The sequence below is a fragment of the Propionibacterium acidifaciens genome (genome assembly GCF_003798325.1).
GTDB classification, from domain to species: Bacteria; Actinomycetota; Actinomycetes; order Propionibacteriales; family Propionibacteriaceae; genus Propionibacterium; species Propionibacterium acidifaciens.
Genome location: NZ_CP033719.1, coordinates 2,344,643 through 2,360,942 on the forward strand (window position 1 = coordinate 2,344,643; position 16,300 = coordinate 2,360,942).

Sequence of the window (16,300 nt, forward strand, 5' to 3'; positions counted from 1 at the left end):
CCATAGCCTGAGCATGCACTTCCTGCAGGGCACTGTGCGGGTGCATTCGATCAAGCATGTCGGTACAGCGGGGCAGGCGCGGCCAGCTCCCCGAGAAATGAGGCGGACTCCCGTGGCAACTGCGTCCCAGAACTACTTGGCGGTCATCAAGGTTGTGGGCGTCGGCGGCGGTGGTGTCAATGCCGTCAACCGCATGATCGAGGACGGTCTCAAGGGCGTCGAGTTCATCGCCGTGAACACCGACGCGCAGGCGCTGCTCATGAGCGACGCCGACGTCAAGCTCGACATCGGCCGCGAGCTCACGAGGGGTCTCGGCGCGGGCGCGAACCCCGAGACCGGGCGCCAGGCGGCCGAGGACCACGCCGACGAGATCGAGGAGACCCTCAAGGGCGCCGACATGGTCTTCGTCACCGCCGGCGAGGGCGGCGGCACCGGCACCGGCGGCGCGCCCGTCGTCGCGAAGATCGCCCGCTCGCTGGGCGCCCTCACCATCGGCGTCGTCACCCGCCCGTTCCGCTTCGAGGGCAAGCGCCGCGCCCGCCAGGCCGACGAGGGCATCGGACGCCTGTCCGAGGAAGTCGACACGCTCATCGTCATCCCGAACGAGAAGCTGCTCGAGATGACCGACCGCCAGATGTCGATCCTGGACTCCTTCAAGCAGGCCGACCAGGTGCTCATGCAGGGCGTCTCCGGCATCACCGACCTCATCACCACGCCCGGCCTCATCAACCTCGACTTCGCCGACGTGAAGTCCGTCATGAAGGACGCCGGCTCCGCGCTCATGGGCATCGGCTCGGCCCGCGGCGAGGACCGCGCCCGCACCGCCGCCGAGCAGGCCATCAACAGTCCGCTGCTCGAGGCCACCATCGACGGCGCCAAGGGCGTTCTCCTCTCGATCGCCGGCGGCTCCGACCTGGGCCTGTTCGAGGTCTCCGAGGCCGCCGACCTCATCGAGGAGGCCGCCGCCGACGACGCCAACATCATCTTCGGCACCGTCATCGACGACGCCCTGGGCGACGAGGTGCGCGTCACCGTCATCGCCGCCGGCTTCGACAGCGACCAGGGACCCCAGTCCGTCCCGGTGCGCCGTCCCGCCGAGGCGGGCCGCCAGCCGTCCCGCCCCTCCGAGCAGCCGTCCCGCCCGGCGTCCGCCCAGCCCGAGCAGGCGCGCCGCCCGGCCGCCCGCACGCCCTTCTCGACGCCGGCCCCCGTCGAGAACGAGGAGCCCACGCGCCGCACCGGCGTCCAGTCCGAGCAGGCCGTCCTGCCGCCCGATGACGACGAGCTGGACATCCCCGACTTCATGAAGTGAGCCCCCGGTGTTCGCCTTCCTGAGCGAGCCCTCCTCCGACGATCGCGCCGGTGGCGTCGGCTTGGCCTTCACCGACCGTGAGGGCGGGTCCTCCGTCGGCGCGTTCGCGTCCCTCAACCTCGGGCGCACCGGCGAGGACGAGCCGGCCGCGCTGCGCGCCAACATGGCGGCCCTGCGCGCCCGGCTCTCGCTGGCGCCGATCAGCTTCGTCCACCAGGTGCACGGCGTGACCGTGCGGACGCTCACCCGCGCCGAGCTGCCGGGCCCCGACACCTGGCTGGGGGACAGGGTCCCCGGGCAGACCCCGCTGGCCAGCGCCGACGCCCTCGTCACGGACCTTCCGGGGGCGCCACTGGCCATCCGCGTGGCCGACTGCGTGCCCGTCCTGCTCGCCGACGTCGGCGCCGGCGTCATCGGCGCCGCCCACGCGGGGCGGCGGGGTCTGCTGGCCGGCGTCCTCGCCGCGACGACGGCCCGCATGCGCGAGCTCGGGGCCGTGCGCATCCGCGCCTGGATCGGGCCGCACATCTGCGGCGACTGCTACGAGGTCCCCGCCCGGATGCGGGACGAGGCGTGCGCGATCATCCCCGAACTGGCGGCGACGACGGGCTGGGGGACCCCCTCGCTCGACCTCGGCGCCGGGGCGCGGGCGGTGCTCGAGCGCGAGGGCGTCGCCGTCGAGCGCCACGACCCGTGCACGCGGACGAGCCCGGCCCTGTTCAGCCATCGGCGGGACAACGGCCTGACCGGCCGGCAGATCGGCCTGATCTGGCGCGCCGGGCGGGGCGGTCGTTCCGCTCGCACAGCCCGAGCAGGTACCCTAATCCCAGCCGTGTCATTCGCGGACGATCGCGACGTGGTCAGGGGGCGCGGCCGCTCAGAGGGGGAATCGGCATGCCGGGAGCGATGAAGAAGGCCGCCGTGTGGCTGGGCCTTGTCAGCGACGACCGTTTCGACGAGGAGCGCGCCGAGGCGACCGACTACACCGACTCGGTCTACGCCGACCCGGCGGACGAGGAGTCCGTCCAGGTCTCCACCGTCACGCGGCTGCCCGAACGCCGCACCAGGCCGGCCCAGGTCGGCGCGCGCGAGCATCGGCAGACGGCGGGCGCCCACGAGCATCGGCAGGCGTCCACCGGGGCGCGGGAGCACCAGCACCGCGACGACGACGAGGCGGAGGAGTCGCAGCCCGCGGACCTGGCGCGCATCATCTCGGTGCGTCCGCGCACCTACAACGAGGCGCGCACCATCGGCGAGAGCTTCCGCGAGGGCACCCCCGTCATCATGAACCTCACCGACATGGACGACGCCGACGCCAAGCGCCTCGTCGACTTCGCGGCGGGCCTCATCTTCGGGCTGCGCGGCTCCATCGAGCGCGTCACGAGCAAGGTCTTCCTGCTCAGCCCGCACAACGTCCACGTCACCGCCGAGGACAAGCAGCGGCTGGCCAGCCCCAACTTCTTCAACCAGAGCTGAGCGGCCCGTGCTCGTCCTCGCCCGTCTCCTCTCGTTGCTGTGCAGCCTGTACCTGTGGGTGCTCATCGCGCGCATGATCCTCAGCTGGATCCCCCTGCTCGCACCGGGTTTCCGGCCCCGGGGCGCGCTGGCGGCGGTCTTCGAGGCGATCTGCACGGTCACCGACCCCCCGATCGATTTCGTGCGGCGCTACGTCAAGCCGATCAGGCTCGGCACCGTCGGGCTCGACATCGCATTCATGGTTGTCTTCCTCGCCGTCCTGGTGCTCCAGAGGGCGGTGTGGTGGCTGCTGTGAGAGTCTCAACCAGAAGTTGAGTTTTGAGCCCCCGACTGCCCCTGTCGCGGCCGAGCAGGGTAGCCTCAAGGACTGTCCCCGCAGTTGCGGGCAGGAGTAGGAATCAACGCACCGAGGTTTGGAGCGCACAAATGACGCTGTCCCTTGACGAGGTTCGCAGTATCCGTTTCCCCATGGCCCGCAAGCCCAATGAGGACGGCTACCGCGCCAGCTCTGTCGACAAGTTCATGGACGAGCTCGAGATCAGTTACGCAGATCTGGTCAACGAGAACGAGAAGCTCAAGGCGAATGCCGGGGCCGGCGAGGAGAACGCCAGGCTCACCCAGCAGACCAACCAGCTGGGCGCCCAGGTCTCGAGCCTCGGCCAGGAGAACGAGCAGCTGCGCGCCCAGCTGAACGAGCTCCGTTCGGCCTCCGACCAGGGCTCGGCCGCCTCGGCCCAGCTGGCCGGCGAGAATGATCAGCTGCGCGCCCAGATCGCCGAGCTCCAGGCCCAGTTGCAGGCCGCCCAGAGCGCTCCCGCCTCGGCGGCGGCCGCCTCCGGCGAGCCGCAGCGCGTCGTCGTCACCGCGGCCCAGGAGGCCGGCCCGTGGGCCGCCCGCCTGCTCGAGATGAGCACCCATGAGGCCGATCAGCTCATCGAGGAGGCCAACCGTCAGGCCGACCAGGTGCGCGCCGATGCCGAGGCCGACGCCGATCGGACCCGCGCCGATGCCCGCGTCCAGGCCGAGCAGCTCGTCGAGGAGGCCACCCAGAAGGCCGCCCGTCTCGACTACGAGGCCCGCAACACCGCCGACCGCGTCACCGCCGAGGCCCATGAGAACGCCAGGCGTCTCATCGACGAGGCCCAGCAGCGCGCTGATGCCCTCGACGGGGAGGTCGCGAGCAAGCGCACCGAGCTGCTGAGCGCCCTCGAGTCCGAGCGCGACAACCTCACCGCCTCGGTGAGCCAGCTGCGCGGTTTCGAGTCGGAGTATCGCGCCAATCTGACCAGCCAGATCCAGAACCATCTCGAGAGCCTCCAGAACCTGTCCCTGGCCCCCCAGGCCAGTGGCCAGACCCCCCGCCTCGACGCCCTGATGAACAACCAGGGCTGAGCGGTCCTCCTGAGATGCGCCGGGCAGCCGACGACGGTGTACCGTCGTCGGCTGCTGGTGTATGGTCCCCCCTACGAGTCGGGTCACCATCTGGAGGAGTTGGAACGATGGGCACCAATGATTTGTCCCCGGCGGCGGCGAAGGAGCTCGCCGCCAGGCTGCCCGTCCTCGACGGTGAGGACGCGTGGACCGCGGAGGAAGTGATCGGCGTGCGCGAGGACCTCATCGCCGAGATCGAGCGCATGCGCAGGGCCGTCGAGGCCTCGGACGCCGAGCTCGAGCAGCTCATGGGCGAGGGCAGCGACACCTCCGGCAAGGACCCCGGCGATGTCGGTTCCACGAACTTCGAGCGCGACCAGGAGCTCAGCATGAACGCGAATGCGCGCACCCTGCTGGAGCAGAACGAGGCCGCCCTGCGCCGCCTCGAGGCCGGCGAGTTCGGCACCTGCGAGAACTGCGGGAACCCGATCGGCAAGGCGCGCATGGAGGTCTTCCCGAAGGCCACCATGTGCGTCCGGTGCAAGCAGCGCGCGGAGAGGCGCTGAACCGGTGACGTCCCGCCGCGCGCACCCGCGTCCGAGGACGGCGCGCGCGGTGATGATCGCCGTCGCGCTCGGCGGCCTGCTCCTCGACAGGGCGACGAAGGCGTGGGCCCTGCACGCGCTGTCGGCGCACGACCACCAGATCGTCCAGGGCTGGCTGAGCCTGCACCTCGTCTACAACTCCGGGGCCGCCTTCTCGATGGGCACCTCCTTCACCGTTGCGCTCAGCTGCATCTCGGTCGCGGCGCTCGTCCTCGTGCTCGTCTGGGTCCTCCCGCGGGCCCGGGGCTGGCTCGACAGCTTCGCCACGGGCCTCATCGCCGCGGGCATCGCCGGCAACCTGATCGACCGCCTGGTGCGCGAGCCCGGCCCGCTGCGCGGCACCGTCGTCGACTTCATCGCGGTGCGCTACTTCGCCGTGTTCAACGTCGCCGACGTGTGCATCACCTGCGCGGCCGTCCTGTTCATCTGCTGGGCGGTGCGCTCCGACCGGGCGGTCGAGCGCGCCGCCGACGCGGAGGGCGGCCCCGCCGCCGCGGACGCGCCCGGGGCCGAGGTCGACGGCGGCGCGGGGGAGCGGGCATGAGCGTCCTGTTCGTCCCCGACGGCCTGGCCGGCGAGCGCGTCGACGCCGCGGCGGCCCGGATGACCGGCTTGACGCGCTCGCGAGTGGCCGGGCTCATCGCCGAGGGCCTCGTACTGCTCGACGGGGCCGCCGTGGCGAGGCCCTCCCAGCGGGTGCGCACGGGCCAGCTGCTCGACATCGACCTGTCCGAGCCGGTGCGCCGCGCCCGCGTCGTGCCGGCCGTCGTCGAGGGCATGACGATCGTCCACGACGACCCGGACGTCGTCGTCGTCGACAAGCCCGCCGGCGTGGCGGCACACCCCTCCCTCGGCTGGGACGGGCCCGACGTCGTGAGCGGCCTCGCCGGCGCCGGCTTCCGCATCACGACCTCCGGGGCGGCCGAGCGGCAGGGCATCGTCCACCGCCTCGACGTCGGCACGAGCGGCCTCATGGTCGTCGCCAAGTCCGAGCGCGCCTACACGGCGCTCAAGCGGGCCTTCCGCGAGCGCACCGTCGACAAGGCCTACCTCGCGCTCGTCCAGGGCCACCTCGACCCGCTCGAGGGCACCATCGACGCCCCGATCGGACGCCACCCCGGCTCGGAGTGGAAGTTCGCGGTCACGGCCGGCGGCCGGGCCGCGGTCACCCACTACGAGGTGATCGAGATGATGCGCGCGACGTGCCTGGTGCGCGTCCGGCTCGAGACCGGGCGCACCCATCAGATCCGCGTGCACTTCGCGGCACTGCACCACCCCTGCGTCGGCGACCCGCTGTACGGCTCGGACCCGGGGCTGGCCGCCCGGCTCGGCCTCGACCGGCAGTGGCTGCACGCCGCCGAGCTCGGCTTCGTCCATCCCGGCACGGGGGGGTACGTGCGCTTCGCGTCGGAGCCGCCGGCCGACCTGGCGCGGGCCCTCGAGCTCGTGCGCGACTGAGCGGGCCGCGCCCGTCGGTGCGACACGCGGCCGACGCATCCGTCGCAGGCGGGCTGGCCGGGCGCTTCCGCTAGGCTTGGATCGTGCGTAGAGCGAAAATTGTGTGCACGCTCGGGCCGGCCACGTCGACCCAGGAGCGAATGGAAGAGATCATCCGCGCGGGCCTCGACGTCGCGCGTTTCAACATGAGTCACGGCGACCACGACGAGCACGCCCGTCGGCTGGCCGAGACCCGTGCCGCGGCGGAGGCCGTGGGCAAGACCGTCGGCCTGGTGGCCGATCTCCAGGGCCCCAAGATCCGACTCGGCGTCTTCGCCGAGGGCAAGGTCGAGCTGACCCACGGCCAGACCTTCACCATCACCACCGACGACGTCCTCGGCGACGCCAATCGCGCCTCCACGACCTACAAGGGCCTGCCCGGCGACGTGCAGCCCGGCGACCGCATCCTCATCGACGACGGCAACATCGGCCTCGAGGCCGTCGAGGTGCGGGGCAACGACGTCGTCACGACGGTGACCGTCGCCGGCCCCGTCTCGAACCACAAGGGCATCAACCTGCCCGGCGTCGCCGTCAACGTGCCGGCCCTGTCCGACAAGGACGAGGAGGACCTGCGCTGGGCGCTGCGCAACGACTTCGACATGATCGCCCTGTCCTTCGTGCGCCGCGCCTCCGACATCAACCGCGTCCACGAGATCATGGACGAGGAGGGCGTGCACCTGCCCGTCATCGCCAAACTCGAGAAGCCGCAGGCCATCGAGAACCTCGACGAGATCATCGACGCCTTCGACGGCTTCATGGTCGCCCGCGGCGACCTCGGCGTCGAGATGCCGCTCGAGGAGGTGCCGCTGGTCCAGAAGACCATCGTCCGGAAGGCCCGCATGTGGGCCAAGCCGGTCATCGTCGCCACCCAGATGCTCGATTCGATGATCGCCAATCCGCGCCCGACCCGCGCCGAGGCCTCCGACGTCGCGAACGCCATCCTCGACGGGGCCGACGCCGTCATGCTCTCCGGCGAGACCTCGGTCGGCGCCTTCCCGATCGTCACCGTCCAGACGATGGCCAACATCGTGGAGAACACCGAGAAGCAGGGCCTCGGGAACATCGCGAAGATCGAGTGGGACCCCCACACGACCGGCGGCGTCATCGCCCTGGCGGCCACCACCTCCGGCCAGCAGCTGGGCGCCAAGTTCCTCATCGCCTTCACCCAGTCCGGCGACACGGCCCGCCGCATGTCGCGGCTGCGCCCCGACATCCCGCTGCTCGCCTTCACCCCCGACGAGAAGACGGCCCACTGGCTGACCCTCTGCTGGGGCGCCAGCGTCATCAAGACCCCCAACTACGGCTCCAACGAGGAGATGGTCACCGCCGTGAACCGTCAGCTCCAGGAGATGGAGCTGGCCGAGCAGAACGACGTCGTCATCATCGTCTTCGGCTCGCCGATGGGCGTCGTGGGCAAGACGAACACGATGCGCGTCCACCGTCTCAAGGGCCTCGACTGGGTCGAGCCCGTCGAGCTGCCGCCGTACATGCGCGAGGACGCCGAGTGACCCGGCGGATCCCCGTCCGCTGACGGATCGTTCCCCGGTGGGGGGCGGAGGACCCGGTCCTCCGCCCCCCACCGCCGTTCGGGGCCGGTGCCGGCCCGCTCGTGCCCGAGAGGGGATTCGAACCCCTACGCCCTCGCGGACAGCGCATTTTGAGTGCGCCGCGTCTGCCGTTCCGCCACTCGGGCAGGCGCCGCTCATTGTGTCACACGCCCGCCGCCCGGGCACGTTCCCGGCTGGGAACTATCCCGCATCCTGCCCGGAGAAGGCTGGACAGCGCTATGCTCGGGCGACGCGGGCAGTGCCGTCCTGACAGATCTGTCCGTTTCGATCGACAGGAATCGACAGGACAGGAATCGAGAGATGGTGGTCAAGAAGACCGACAGCGCCGCATCGTCCGACAAGCGGCCCCGTGTTCTCGTCGCCGAGGACGAGGCGCTCATCCGGCTCGACCTCGTCGAGCTCCTCACCGAGCAGGGCTACGAGGTCGTCGGCCAGGTGGGCGACGGGAAGGCCGCGGTCGAGCAGGCCCGCGAGCTCGAGCCCGATGTCGTCGTGCTCGATGTGAACATGCCCGTCATGGACGGGATCGCCGCGGCCGAGCAGATCGCCGGGGACCGCATCGCCGCATGCGTCATGCTCACCGCGTTCAGCCAGCGGGAGCTGGTCGAGAAGGCCCGCGAGGCCGGGGCGATGGCCTACGTCGTGAAGCCCTTCGACGCCTCCGACGTCGTCCCCGCCATCGAGATCGCCCTCGCCCGCTTCGCCGAGATCGTCGCGCTCGACGACGAGGTCGCCACGCTCGAGGAGCGCCTCGCCTCCCGCAAGGCCGTCGACCAGGCGAAGGGCATCCTCCAGGAGACCCTCGGCATGACCGAGCCCGAGGCCTTCCGCTGGATCCAGAAGACCGCCATGGACCTGCGCAAGCCGATGCGCGAGGTCGCCGAGGGGGTCGTCGACCACAAGAAGGCCAGGAAGTCCTGAGCCCCCGGGCGTGATCGGGTCCGGCTAGGCTCTGGGATGTGAACGATCGTCCGCGCCTGCTGCTCATCGACGGCCACTCCATGGCGTTCCGCGCCTTCTACGCCCTGCCCGCCGAGAACTTCTCGACGTCCACCGGCCAGCACACGAACGCCGTCTACGGCTTCACGTCGATGCTCATCAATCTGCTGCGCGACGAGGGGCCCACGCACGTGGGCGTGACCTTCGACCTGCCCGGCGGCACCTTCCGATCCGAGGACTACGCCGGCTACAAGGCCACCCGTTCGGCCCCGCCGCCCGAGTTCGCCGGCCAGATCGAGCTCATCGGGCAGGTGCTCGACGCCATGGGCATCGTCCACGCCAGTCTCGCCGGCTACGAGGGCGACGACATCCTCGCCACGTGGAGCAGCCAGGGCGACGCGCTCGGCTGGGAGTCGCTGGTCGTCTCGGGCGACCGCGACGCCTTCCAGCTCATCGACGCGAACACCACCGTCCTCTACCCGCACCGCGGCGTCTCCGAGCTCGTGCGCATGGACCCGGCCGCCGTCGAGGCGAAGTACGGGGTGCCGCCCCGGCGCTACCCGGAGCTGGCGGCCCTCGTCGGCGAGACGAGCGACAACCTGCTCGGCGTGCCGGGCGTCGGCCCGAAGACCGCCGCGAAGTGGCTCGCCGCCTACGACGGGCTCGCCAACCTCATCGAGCGGGCCGACCAGGTCAAGGGCAGGGCCGGCCAGAGCCTGCGCGAGCACCTCGACGACGTGCGCCGCAACCGCCGGCTCAACGCCCTCGTGGACGACCTGCCCCTCGAGATCGGGGTGCGGGGCCTGGCCAGGGGGCCGGTCGACCGCAAGGCCGTCAACAGGCTGTTCGACGCCCTCGAGTTCCGGACGCTGCGCGAGCGCATGTTCACCGTGCTCGGCGCCGACGAGGGGGCCGGGGCCGGCGTGCCGGACGCCGTCGGGGTCAACCCGGTCGAGCCGGCGGCCGGCGCCCTGGGCGCCTGGCTCGACGGGCACGCCCGCTCCGGCGTCGTCGGCGTCGACGCGACGGGCCACTGGGGCGCCGGCGCAGGCGACGTCGACGCCCTGGCGCTCGCCGCCCCGGACGGGCGGGCCGTCCGCCTCGAGCCCGGCTCCCTGGACGCCGCCGACGACGCCGCGCTCGCCTCGTGGCTGGCCGATCCGGGGGCGCCCAAGGCCGTGCACGACGCGAAGGGCCCGATGATCGCCCTGGCCGCGCGCGGCCTCGGGCTCGACGGACTCGTCAGCGACACCCAGCTCGCCGCCTACCTCATGCGCCCCGACCAGCGCCGCTACGAGCTCGCAGAGCTCGTCGAACGCCATCTGGGCCTCGCCCTCGAGACGGACGGGCAGGAGGGGGCCCAGGCCGCCCTCGACCTCGACGACGGCACGGGGGGAACGGCCGGCCATGCGGCCATGGTGCGCGCCCGCGCCGTGGGCCTGCTCGCCCCCGCCCTCGACGCCGAGCTCGAGAGGACCGGCCAGCTCGGCCTGCTGCGCGAGCTCGAACTGCCGCTGCAGAGGGTGCTGGCCACCATGGAGGAGCGCGGCGTCGCCGTCGACGAGGACGTCCTCGCCGATCTGCACGACGGCTTCGACGCCCGGGTGCGCAGCGCGCAGTCCGCGGCCTACGCCGAGATCGGCCGCGAGATCAACCTGAGCTCGCCGAAGCAGCTCCAGAGCGTCCTGTTCGAGCAGCTCGACATGCCCCGCACCAAGCGCACCAAGAGCGGCTGGACCACCGACGCCGCCGCGCTCGAGGGCCTGTACGCGAGGACGAACCACCCCTTCCTCGCGCACCTGCTCGCCCACCGCGACGCCATCAAGCTGCGCCAGATCGTCGACTCCCTCGCCAAGGCGGTCGGCGACGACGGGCGCATCCACACCACCTATCTGCAGACCGTCGCGGGCACCGGCCGGCTGTCGAGCACCGAGCCGAATCTCCAGAACATCCCGATCCGCACCCCCGAGGGCCGCCGCATCCGCGACGGCTTCGTCGCCGGCAGGGGCTACGAGGCGCTCATGAGCGCCGACTACTCCCAGATCGAGATGCGCGTCATGGCCGACGTCTCCGGCGACGAGGCGCTCATCGAGGCCTTCGCCTCGGGCGTCGACTTCCACACCGTCACCGCCTCGCACGTCTTCGGCGTGCCGGTCGAGGAGGTCACCGCGGCCCAGCGCGCCAGCGTCAAGCAGATGAACTACGGCCTGGCCTACGGGCTGTCGGCCTACGGTCTGTCGAGCAGGCTCGGCGTCCCGGTGTCCGAGGCGAGGGCCCTCATGGACGACTACTTCACGACCTTCGGCTCGGTGCGCGACTACCTGTCCGAGGTCGTCGAACGGGCCCGCTCCCAGGGCTACACGCAGACGATCATGGGCCGGCGCCGCTACCTTCCCGACCTCAACTCGTCCAGCCGGCAGCGCCGCGAGATGGCCGAGCGCATGGCGCTCAACGCGCCCATCCAGGGCACCGCCGCCGACATCATCAAGGTGGCCATGCTCACGGTCGAGAGGGCCCTCGCCGAGTCCGGGCTGGCCAGCCGCATGCTGCTGCAGATCCACGACGAGCTCCTCCTCGAGATCGCCCCCGGCGAGCACGAACGGGTCGAGGCGATCGTCTCCGACGCGATGGAGCACGCCGTCGAGCTGAAGGTGCCGCTGTCGGTCTCGTTCGGCTACGGCCGCAGCTGGAACGACGCGGCCCACTGAGCGGTGCCGGGGATGGACGAGGAACTGCTCGTCGAGCGCGTGCTCCGCGCGGTCGAGTGCATCCCGCCCGGCTCGGTCGCGACCTACGGCGACATCGCGGCCCTCGTGGGCGCCGGGCCGCGCCGGGTGGGCCGGATCATGTCCGTCGCCGGCGCGGCGGTGCCCTGGTGGCGGGTCGTCGACGCCCGCGGCACGCTCGGGCCGTGGCGCCGGGCGCTGGAGCACTGGGCCGACGAGGGCATCGCCCTCAACGGCCGCGGCGACGGCTGCGCGCTCGCCGCCCACCGCGTCGACCCCGGGGCGCTGCGGGCCGCCTACGACGGGGCCGTCGCGGACCTGCCTGCGGACTGAGTCGTCAGGCCGCCCGCACCAGGTCGGCGTAGTAGAGGACGCGGGCCTGGGGGTCTCCGCCGTCGGAGGGGTAGTCCGAGCAGACGACGATGACGATCTTCGGGTCGCCGCCGTTGTCGTAGAGGACGTCCGAGTCGGGGTCGTAGGTGTCGACGTAGATCTTGAGCGCGTTGGTGAAGCGGTAGCAGACCGTGTCGCCCGCGTCGTCGCTGATCCGGATGACGTCGCCGGTCTTCAGCATGCCGTCGTTGAGGTCGTTGCCGAGCGCGCCGCCGTAGCGGAAGGTGTGCGAGGTGAGGACGGCCTTGCCCTGAGCGGAGCCGACGGCCGGGCCGCCGTTCCACCAGGCGACGGTGTAGCCCTCGTTGCCCGGTGGGGTGCCGGGCAGGCCCTCGGCGTCGAGGCCGAGCGAGAGCAGGCTCAGGGACTCGGTGTGCCCGTCGAACGTGATGTGGGTGCCCACGATCGGCGACGGGTCGGAGGCGCAGCCCTCGGGCACGTCACCGGCCGGGCTGGGCTCCGCGCTGGAGGAGGCCGGGTAGACCGGGATCCTCTGCTCGTAGTCGGAGGGCCGCATCCGGTACCAGCGCCAGCCGAGGTAGGCGGCGACGAGGACGACGATGAGCAGCGGGATGCCCACGCCGAGTCGGCGCTTCGTAGTCTTCTTCACGAGAACCCTCCGTTCAGCCGCCCGGGGTGAGGCGGCGCCGCGGCCAAGCCTAACAGCGCAGGCGCCGGTCCCCGCCCGCGTGCACCGGGCCACCGTGGAGCCATGGCTCCGCCCGATCCCGGGGCTCCGCGTTCGATCCCCGCGGACACCCCTCGTGCGCTGATCATCGACGGCCGCCCGGTCGCCGGCGCGGCCGGCCCCTTCGAGGTGACGAACCCCGCCGACGACTCCGTCCTGGCCTCCGTGGCCGAGGCCGATCCCGCCCAGGGCCTGGCCGCCCTCGACGCCGCCGTCCGGGCCCAGGACGCCTGGCGGCGCACCGCCGCCCGGGAGCGCGCCGAGCTGCTGCGCGCCGCCTTCGAGGAGGTCACCCCGCCGCGGCGAGGACTTCGCCCGGCTCATGACCCTGGAGACGGGCAAGCCGCTGGCCGAGAGCCGCGGCGCTGACCCCCGGTCCCCGGCCCCGACCGGGACGGGCGCAGGTTGCCCGCCGCAGCGTCCGGCGCCTAGACTTGGCGGAGCGCCGTGTGCGCCGCGCCGGACAGAGGGCGCGGCGTCGTCACCGGCGGGCCGGACCGCTGCGGCGGCCCGGCGTCCGCGGTGGGCGCCTCGGTGGCGACCGCGGGTCCTCCTCCGGCGGGTTCCGTCGCCATCGCGGGCACCAGCAGGCACGGGGCGGCAATTCGATCAATCCACCATCGGAGCCCTAACTACATGACCTCCTCCATTGAGGCCGTCGCAATCGACGACATCGGCACCGCTGAGGCCTTCGAGGCAGCAGTCGACGCCACCATCAAGTACTTCAACGACGGCGACATCGTCACCGGAACCGTCGTCAAGGTCGATCGCGACGAGGTTCTCCTCGACATCGGCTACAAGACCGAAGGCGTCATCCCGTCCAAGGAACTCTCCATCAAGCACGATGTCGACCCCTTCGATGTCGTGAGCGTCGGCGACGAGATCGAGGCCCTCGTCCAGCAGAAGGAGGACAAGGACGGTCGTCTCATCCTCTCCAAGAAGCGCGCCCAGTACGAGCGCGCCTGGGGCGCGATCGAGAAGATCAAGGACGAGGACGGCGTCGTCACCGGCACCGTCATCGAGGTCGTCAAGGGCGGTCTCATCGTCGACATCGGCCTGCGCGGCTTCCTGCCCGCCTCCCTCGTCGAGATGCGCCGCGTCCGCGACCTGCAGCCATACGTGGGCCAGGAGCTCGAGGCCAAGATCATCGAGCTCGACAAGAACCGCAACAACGTCGTCCTCTCGCGCCGCGCCTGGCTCGAGCAGACCCAGTCCGAGACCCGCCACAACTTCCTGCAGCAGCTGCAGAAGGGCCAGATCCGCAAGGGCGTCGTCTCCTCCATCGTCAACTTCGGCGCCTTCGTCGATCTCGGCGGCGTCGACGGCCTGGTCCACGTGTCCGAGCTGTCCTGGAAGCACATCGACCACCCGAGCGAGGTCGTCGAGGTCGGCCGGCCCGTCACCGTCGAGGTCCTCGACGTCGACATGGAGCGCGAGCGCGTCTCCCTGTCGCTCAAGGCCACGCAGGAGGATCCGTGGCAGGTCTTCGCCCGCACCCACCAGATCGGTGAAATCGTGCCGGGCAAGGTCACCAAGCTCGTCCCGTTCGGCGCCTTCGTCCGCGTCGAGGAGGGCATCGAGGGCCTGGTCCACGTGTCCGAGCTGGCCGAGCGCCACGTCGAGATCCCCGAGCAGGTCGTCTCGGTCAACGACGAGGTCATGGTCAAGATCATCGACATCGATCTCGAGCGCCGCCGCATCAGCCTCTCGCTGAAGCAGGCCAACGAGGGCATCGACATCGCCGCCGATGACTTCGATCCCTCGCTGTACGGCATGACCGCGAGCTACGACGAGAACGGCAACTACATCTACCCCGAGGGCTTCGATCCGGAGACCAACGAGTGGAAGCCGGGCTACGAGGAGCAGCAGGCGGCCTGGGAGGCCCAGTACGCCGAGGCCCAGGCCCGCTGGCTGGCCCTCAAGAAGCAGGCCGCCGAGGCCGAGGAGGCCGACCAGCAGGCAGCCGTCGAGGCCGGCACGAGCTACTCCGCCGCTCCCGTCGAGAACGCCGGCGAGGGCTCGCTGGCCTCCGACGAGGCCCTGCAGGCCCTGCGCGACAAGCTGTCGGGCGGCCGCTGAGCCGCACCGCCGGCGCCAGTCGTCACGGCGGAGGCCCCGGCCCGTTCCCGGGCCGGGGCCTCCGCCCTGCCGGGAGGTCCCCGCCGACCGCCCGGCGCCCCAGCCCCGCACACCACGAGGCCGCGCGTCGAGCCGGCCGGATCCAGGACATCATGCTGCACACCCACGAGCTGCCCGTCATCGAGCGCGACGACGACTCGAGCGATCTCATCGGCGAGGCCGAGTCCATCCCGGCCGATCTGTACCCGAGCCGCGCCGTCCTCGCCTTCCTCGGCGAGGTCGTCGACCAGTACGCCGCCGCCGAGCGCCTCCCGGTCATCGAGACGCTCCAGCAGATCGGCAACCACTACCCGGTCTACCGCGGCCACGACGCCCGCGGCGACTTCGCGATCCTCATGATGCCGCTGGGCGCCCCGGCCGCCGTCATGAACACCGACGTGCTCTTCCGGCACGGCGTCCGCAGCGCCATCGCCGTCGGCTCGTGCGGGGCGCTCGAACCGCTGGAGGTCGGCGAGTTCGTCGTCCCGGCCAGAGCGCTGCGCGGCGAGGGCACGAGCTTCCAGTACCTGCCGGCGAGCCGGTGGATCGACATCGACGCGGACCTGCGCGCCGTCATCGGGCGGGCCGTCGAGGCCGCCGGATACCGGGTCAGCGATGCGGCCGTGTGGACCAACGACGCCTTCTACCGCGAGACCAGGGCCATGCTGAACCGTCGCCGGTCCGAGGGCTGCGCCGTCGTCGACATGGAGTGCTCGGCGATGGCGGCCTCCGCCGCGCTGCGCGGGGCGCGCTTCGCCCAGCTCTTCTACACCGCCGACACGCTCGCCGACCCCGAGAACGGCCACGACGAGCGCGACTGGGGGCGCGGCTCGAGGGGCACCGCCCTGACGATAGCCCTCGACGCCCTGGGCCGCCTCGAGGCCTGACGGCCGTGCCGACCGCCGATCCCGGGGCCCCCGGCCCTCCGGTGGGCCGGGTCTTCACGCTCGGCCTCACCGGCGGCATCGCCTCGGGCAAGAGCGCCGTCGCCGCCATGCTCGTCGAGCACGGGGCGGTGCACATCGACTACGACCTGCTCGCCCGGCGGGTCGTCGAGCCGGGGACGCCCGGACTGCGGGCCCTCGTCGGGGCCTTCGGGGCATCCGTCCTGGCCCCCGACGGCTCGCTCGACCGGGCGGCGCTCGCGGCCGTCGTCTTCGCCGACAGGGCCGCGCGCACCCGGCTGGACGCGATCACGCACCCGCTCGTCACCGCGGCGGCCGACGCCGTGCAGGACGCCGCGCCCGACGGGGCGGTGGTGATGCACGACATCCCGCTGCTCGTCGAGACGGGCCGCGCCCACGACTTCGACCATCTCGTCGTCGTCGATGCGCCGGTCGAGACGCAGCTCGCCAGACTCATGGCCCGCGACGGCATGAGCCGCGAGCAGGCCCTGGCGCGCATCGGCGCGCAGGCCTCGCGCGCCGAGCGCCTGGCCGTGGCCGGGACCGTCATCGACAACTCCGGCACCCCGGCGGCCATGCGCGCCCAGGTCGACCTGATGTGGGACGAGGTCGTCGTCCCCGGCGCGGCGCGCTGCCGTCCGGGGCGGTAGCCGGGCATCCCCGGGCAGACAAAGGCTGTACACTTTACTTGATCTGATCAAG

Annotated in this window: 17 protein-coding genes and 1 tRNA gene; 16 read left to right on the top strand and 2 right to left on the bottom strand. The window is 71.8% G+C overall.

The window, feature by feature from the left end:
* Window positions 1-112 precede the first annotated feature (112 nt).
* From ftsZ to pyk, 9 genes are all read left to right on the top strand, one after another.
* Complete coding sequence (gene ftsZ, locus EGX94_RS09975; RefSeq protein ID WP_028706921.1) at window positions 113-1,312, top strand: cell division protein FtsZ; 1,200 nt, start codon at window positions 113-115, stop codon at window positions 1,310-1,312.
* A gap of 7 nt (window positions 1,313-1,319) precedes the next feature.
* Entirely contained in the window at window positions 1,320-2,222 is a 903-nt protein-coding gene (locus EGX94_RS09980) for a polyphenol oxidase family protein (protein WP_021796625.1), read from the top strand.
* The gene (locus tag EGX94_RS09985) at window positions 2,207-2,788 is read left to right on the top strand and encodes a cell division protein SepF (protein ID WP_021796626.1); all 582 of its coding nucleotides are present in this window, start codon (window positions 2,207-2,209) and stop codon (window positions 2,786-2,788) included. The genes EGX94_RS09980 and EGX94_RS09985 overlap by 16 nt, the downstream gene beginning before the upstream one ends.
* A 7-nt stretch (window positions 2,789-2,795) precedes the next feature.
* Window positions 2,796-3,083 carry a YggT family protein gene (locus EGX94_RS09990; protein WP_021796623.1) on the top strand — a complete coding sequence of 96 codons (288 nt, stop codon included), beginning with the start codon at window positions 2,796-2,798 and terminating at the stop codon, window positions 3,081-3,083.
* A 173-nt stretch (window positions 3,084-3,256) separates the two neighbouring features.
* A complete protein-coding gene (locus EGX94_RS09995) occupies window positions 3,257-4,180 on the top strand; it encodes a coiled-coil domain-containing protein (protein ID WP_028706920.1) in 924 nt (307 codons plus the stop codon).
* Between the two features lie 107 nt (window positions 4,181-4,287).
* Window positions 4,288-4,725: a TraR/DksA family transcriptional regulator gene (locus EGX94_RS10000; RefSeq protein WP_021796624.1), complete on the top strand. Its 438-nt coding sequence runs from the start codon at window positions 4,288-4,290 to the stop codon at window positions 4,723-4,725.
* 52 nt (window positions 4,726-4,777) lie between these two features.
* Entirely contained in the window at window positions 4,778-5,308 is a 531-nt protein-coding gene (gene lspA / locus EGX94_RS10005; protein WP_081660751.1) for a signal peptidase II, read from the top strand.
* Complete coding sequence (locus tag EGX94_RS10010; protein ID WP_021798514.1) at window positions 5,305-6,222, top strand: RluA family pseudouridine synthase; 918 nt, start codon at window positions 5,305-5,307, stop codon at window positions 6,220-6,222. The genes lspA and EGX94_RS10010 overlap by 4 nt, the downstream gene beginning before the upstream one ends.
* Before the next feature lie 83 nt (window positions 6,223-6,305).
* Window positions 6,306-7,769: a pyruvate kinase gene (gene pyk / locus EGX94_RS10015; RefSeq protein ID WP_021798512.1), complete on the top strand. Its 1,464-nt coding sequence runs from the start codon at window positions 6,306-6,308 to the stop codon at window positions 7,767-7,769.
* Window positions 7,770-7,871: 102 nt separating this feature from the next.
* Here the strand turns inward: pyk and EGX94_RS10020 are convergent.
* Window positions 7,872-7,954 (bottom strand) — tRNA-Leu (locus tag EGX94_RS10020).
* Between the two features lie 175 nt (window positions 7,955-8,129).
* On the opposite strand from EGX94_RS10020, the gene EGX94_RS10025 reads away from it, so the two are divergent.
* From EGX94_RS10025 to EGX94_RS10035, 3 genes are all read left to right on the top strand, one after another.
* Window positions 8,130-8,750, top strand: coding sequence for an ANTAR domain-containing response regulator (locus EGX94_RS10025; protein ID WP_021798513.1), 621 nt, complete (start codon window positions 8,130-8,132; stop codon window positions 8,748-8,750).
* Window positions 8,751-8,830: 80 nt separating this feature from the next.
* Complete coding sequence (gene polA, locus EGX94_RS10030) at window positions 8,831-11,476, top strand: DNA polymerase I (protein ID WP_264291251.1); 2,646 nt, start codon at window positions 8,831-8,833, stop codon at window positions 11,474-11,476.
* A 12-nt stretch (window positions 11,477-11,488) separates the two neighbouring features.
* Window positions 11,489-11,827 (top strand): MGMT family protein, encoded by a 339-nt coding sequence (locus EGX94_RS10035; RefSeq protein WP_021797104.1) that lies wholly within the window; start codon window positions 11,489-11,491, stop codon window positions 11,825-11,827.
* A gap of 4 nt (window positions 11,828-11,831) precedes the next feature.
* Here EGX94_RS10035 and EGX94_RS10040 read toward each other — a convergent pair whose 3' ends face one another.
* Entirely contained in the window at window positions 11,832-12,497 is a 666-nt protein-coding gene (locus EGX94_RS10040) for a class F sortase (RefSeq protein WP_021797101.1), read from the bottom strand.
* Between the two features lie 102 nt (window positions 12,498-12,599).
* Here EGX94_RS10040 and EGX94_RS10045 point away from each other — a divergent pair, with 102 nt between their 5' ends.
* From EGX94_RS10045 to coaE, 4 genes are all read left to right on the top strand, one after another.
* Window positions 12,600-12,944: an aldehyde dehydrogenase family protein gene (locus EGX94_RS10045; protein WP_021797099.1), complete on the top strand. Its 345-nt coding sequence runs from the start codon at window positions 12,600-12,602 to the stop codon at window positions 12,942-12,944.
* A 267-nt stretch (window positions 12,945-13,211) separates the two neighbouring features.
* Window positions 13,212-14,654, top strand: coding sequence for a 30S ribosomal protein S1 (gene rpsA / locus EGX94_RS10050; RefSeq protein ID WP_021797103.1), 1,443 nt, complete (start codon window positions 13,212-13,214; stop codon window positions 14,652-14,654).
* Between the two features lie 152 nt (window positions 14,655-14,806).
* Window positions 14,807-15,580 (top strand): nucleoside phosphorylase, encoded by a 774-nt coding sequence (locus tag EGX94_RS10055; RefSeq protein WP_021796768.1) that lies wholly within the window; start codon window positions 14,807-14,809, stop codon window positions 15,578-15,580.
* A 5-nt stretch (window positions 15,581-15,585) separates the two neighbouring features.
* Window positions 15,586-16,248, top strand: a complete 663-nt coding sequence (gene coaE, locus EGX94_RS10060) for a dephospho-CoA kinase (protein WP_021796766.1) — start codon at window positions 15,586-15,588, stop codon at window positions 16,246-16,248.
* Window positions 16,249-16,300: the final 52 nt, after the last annotated feature.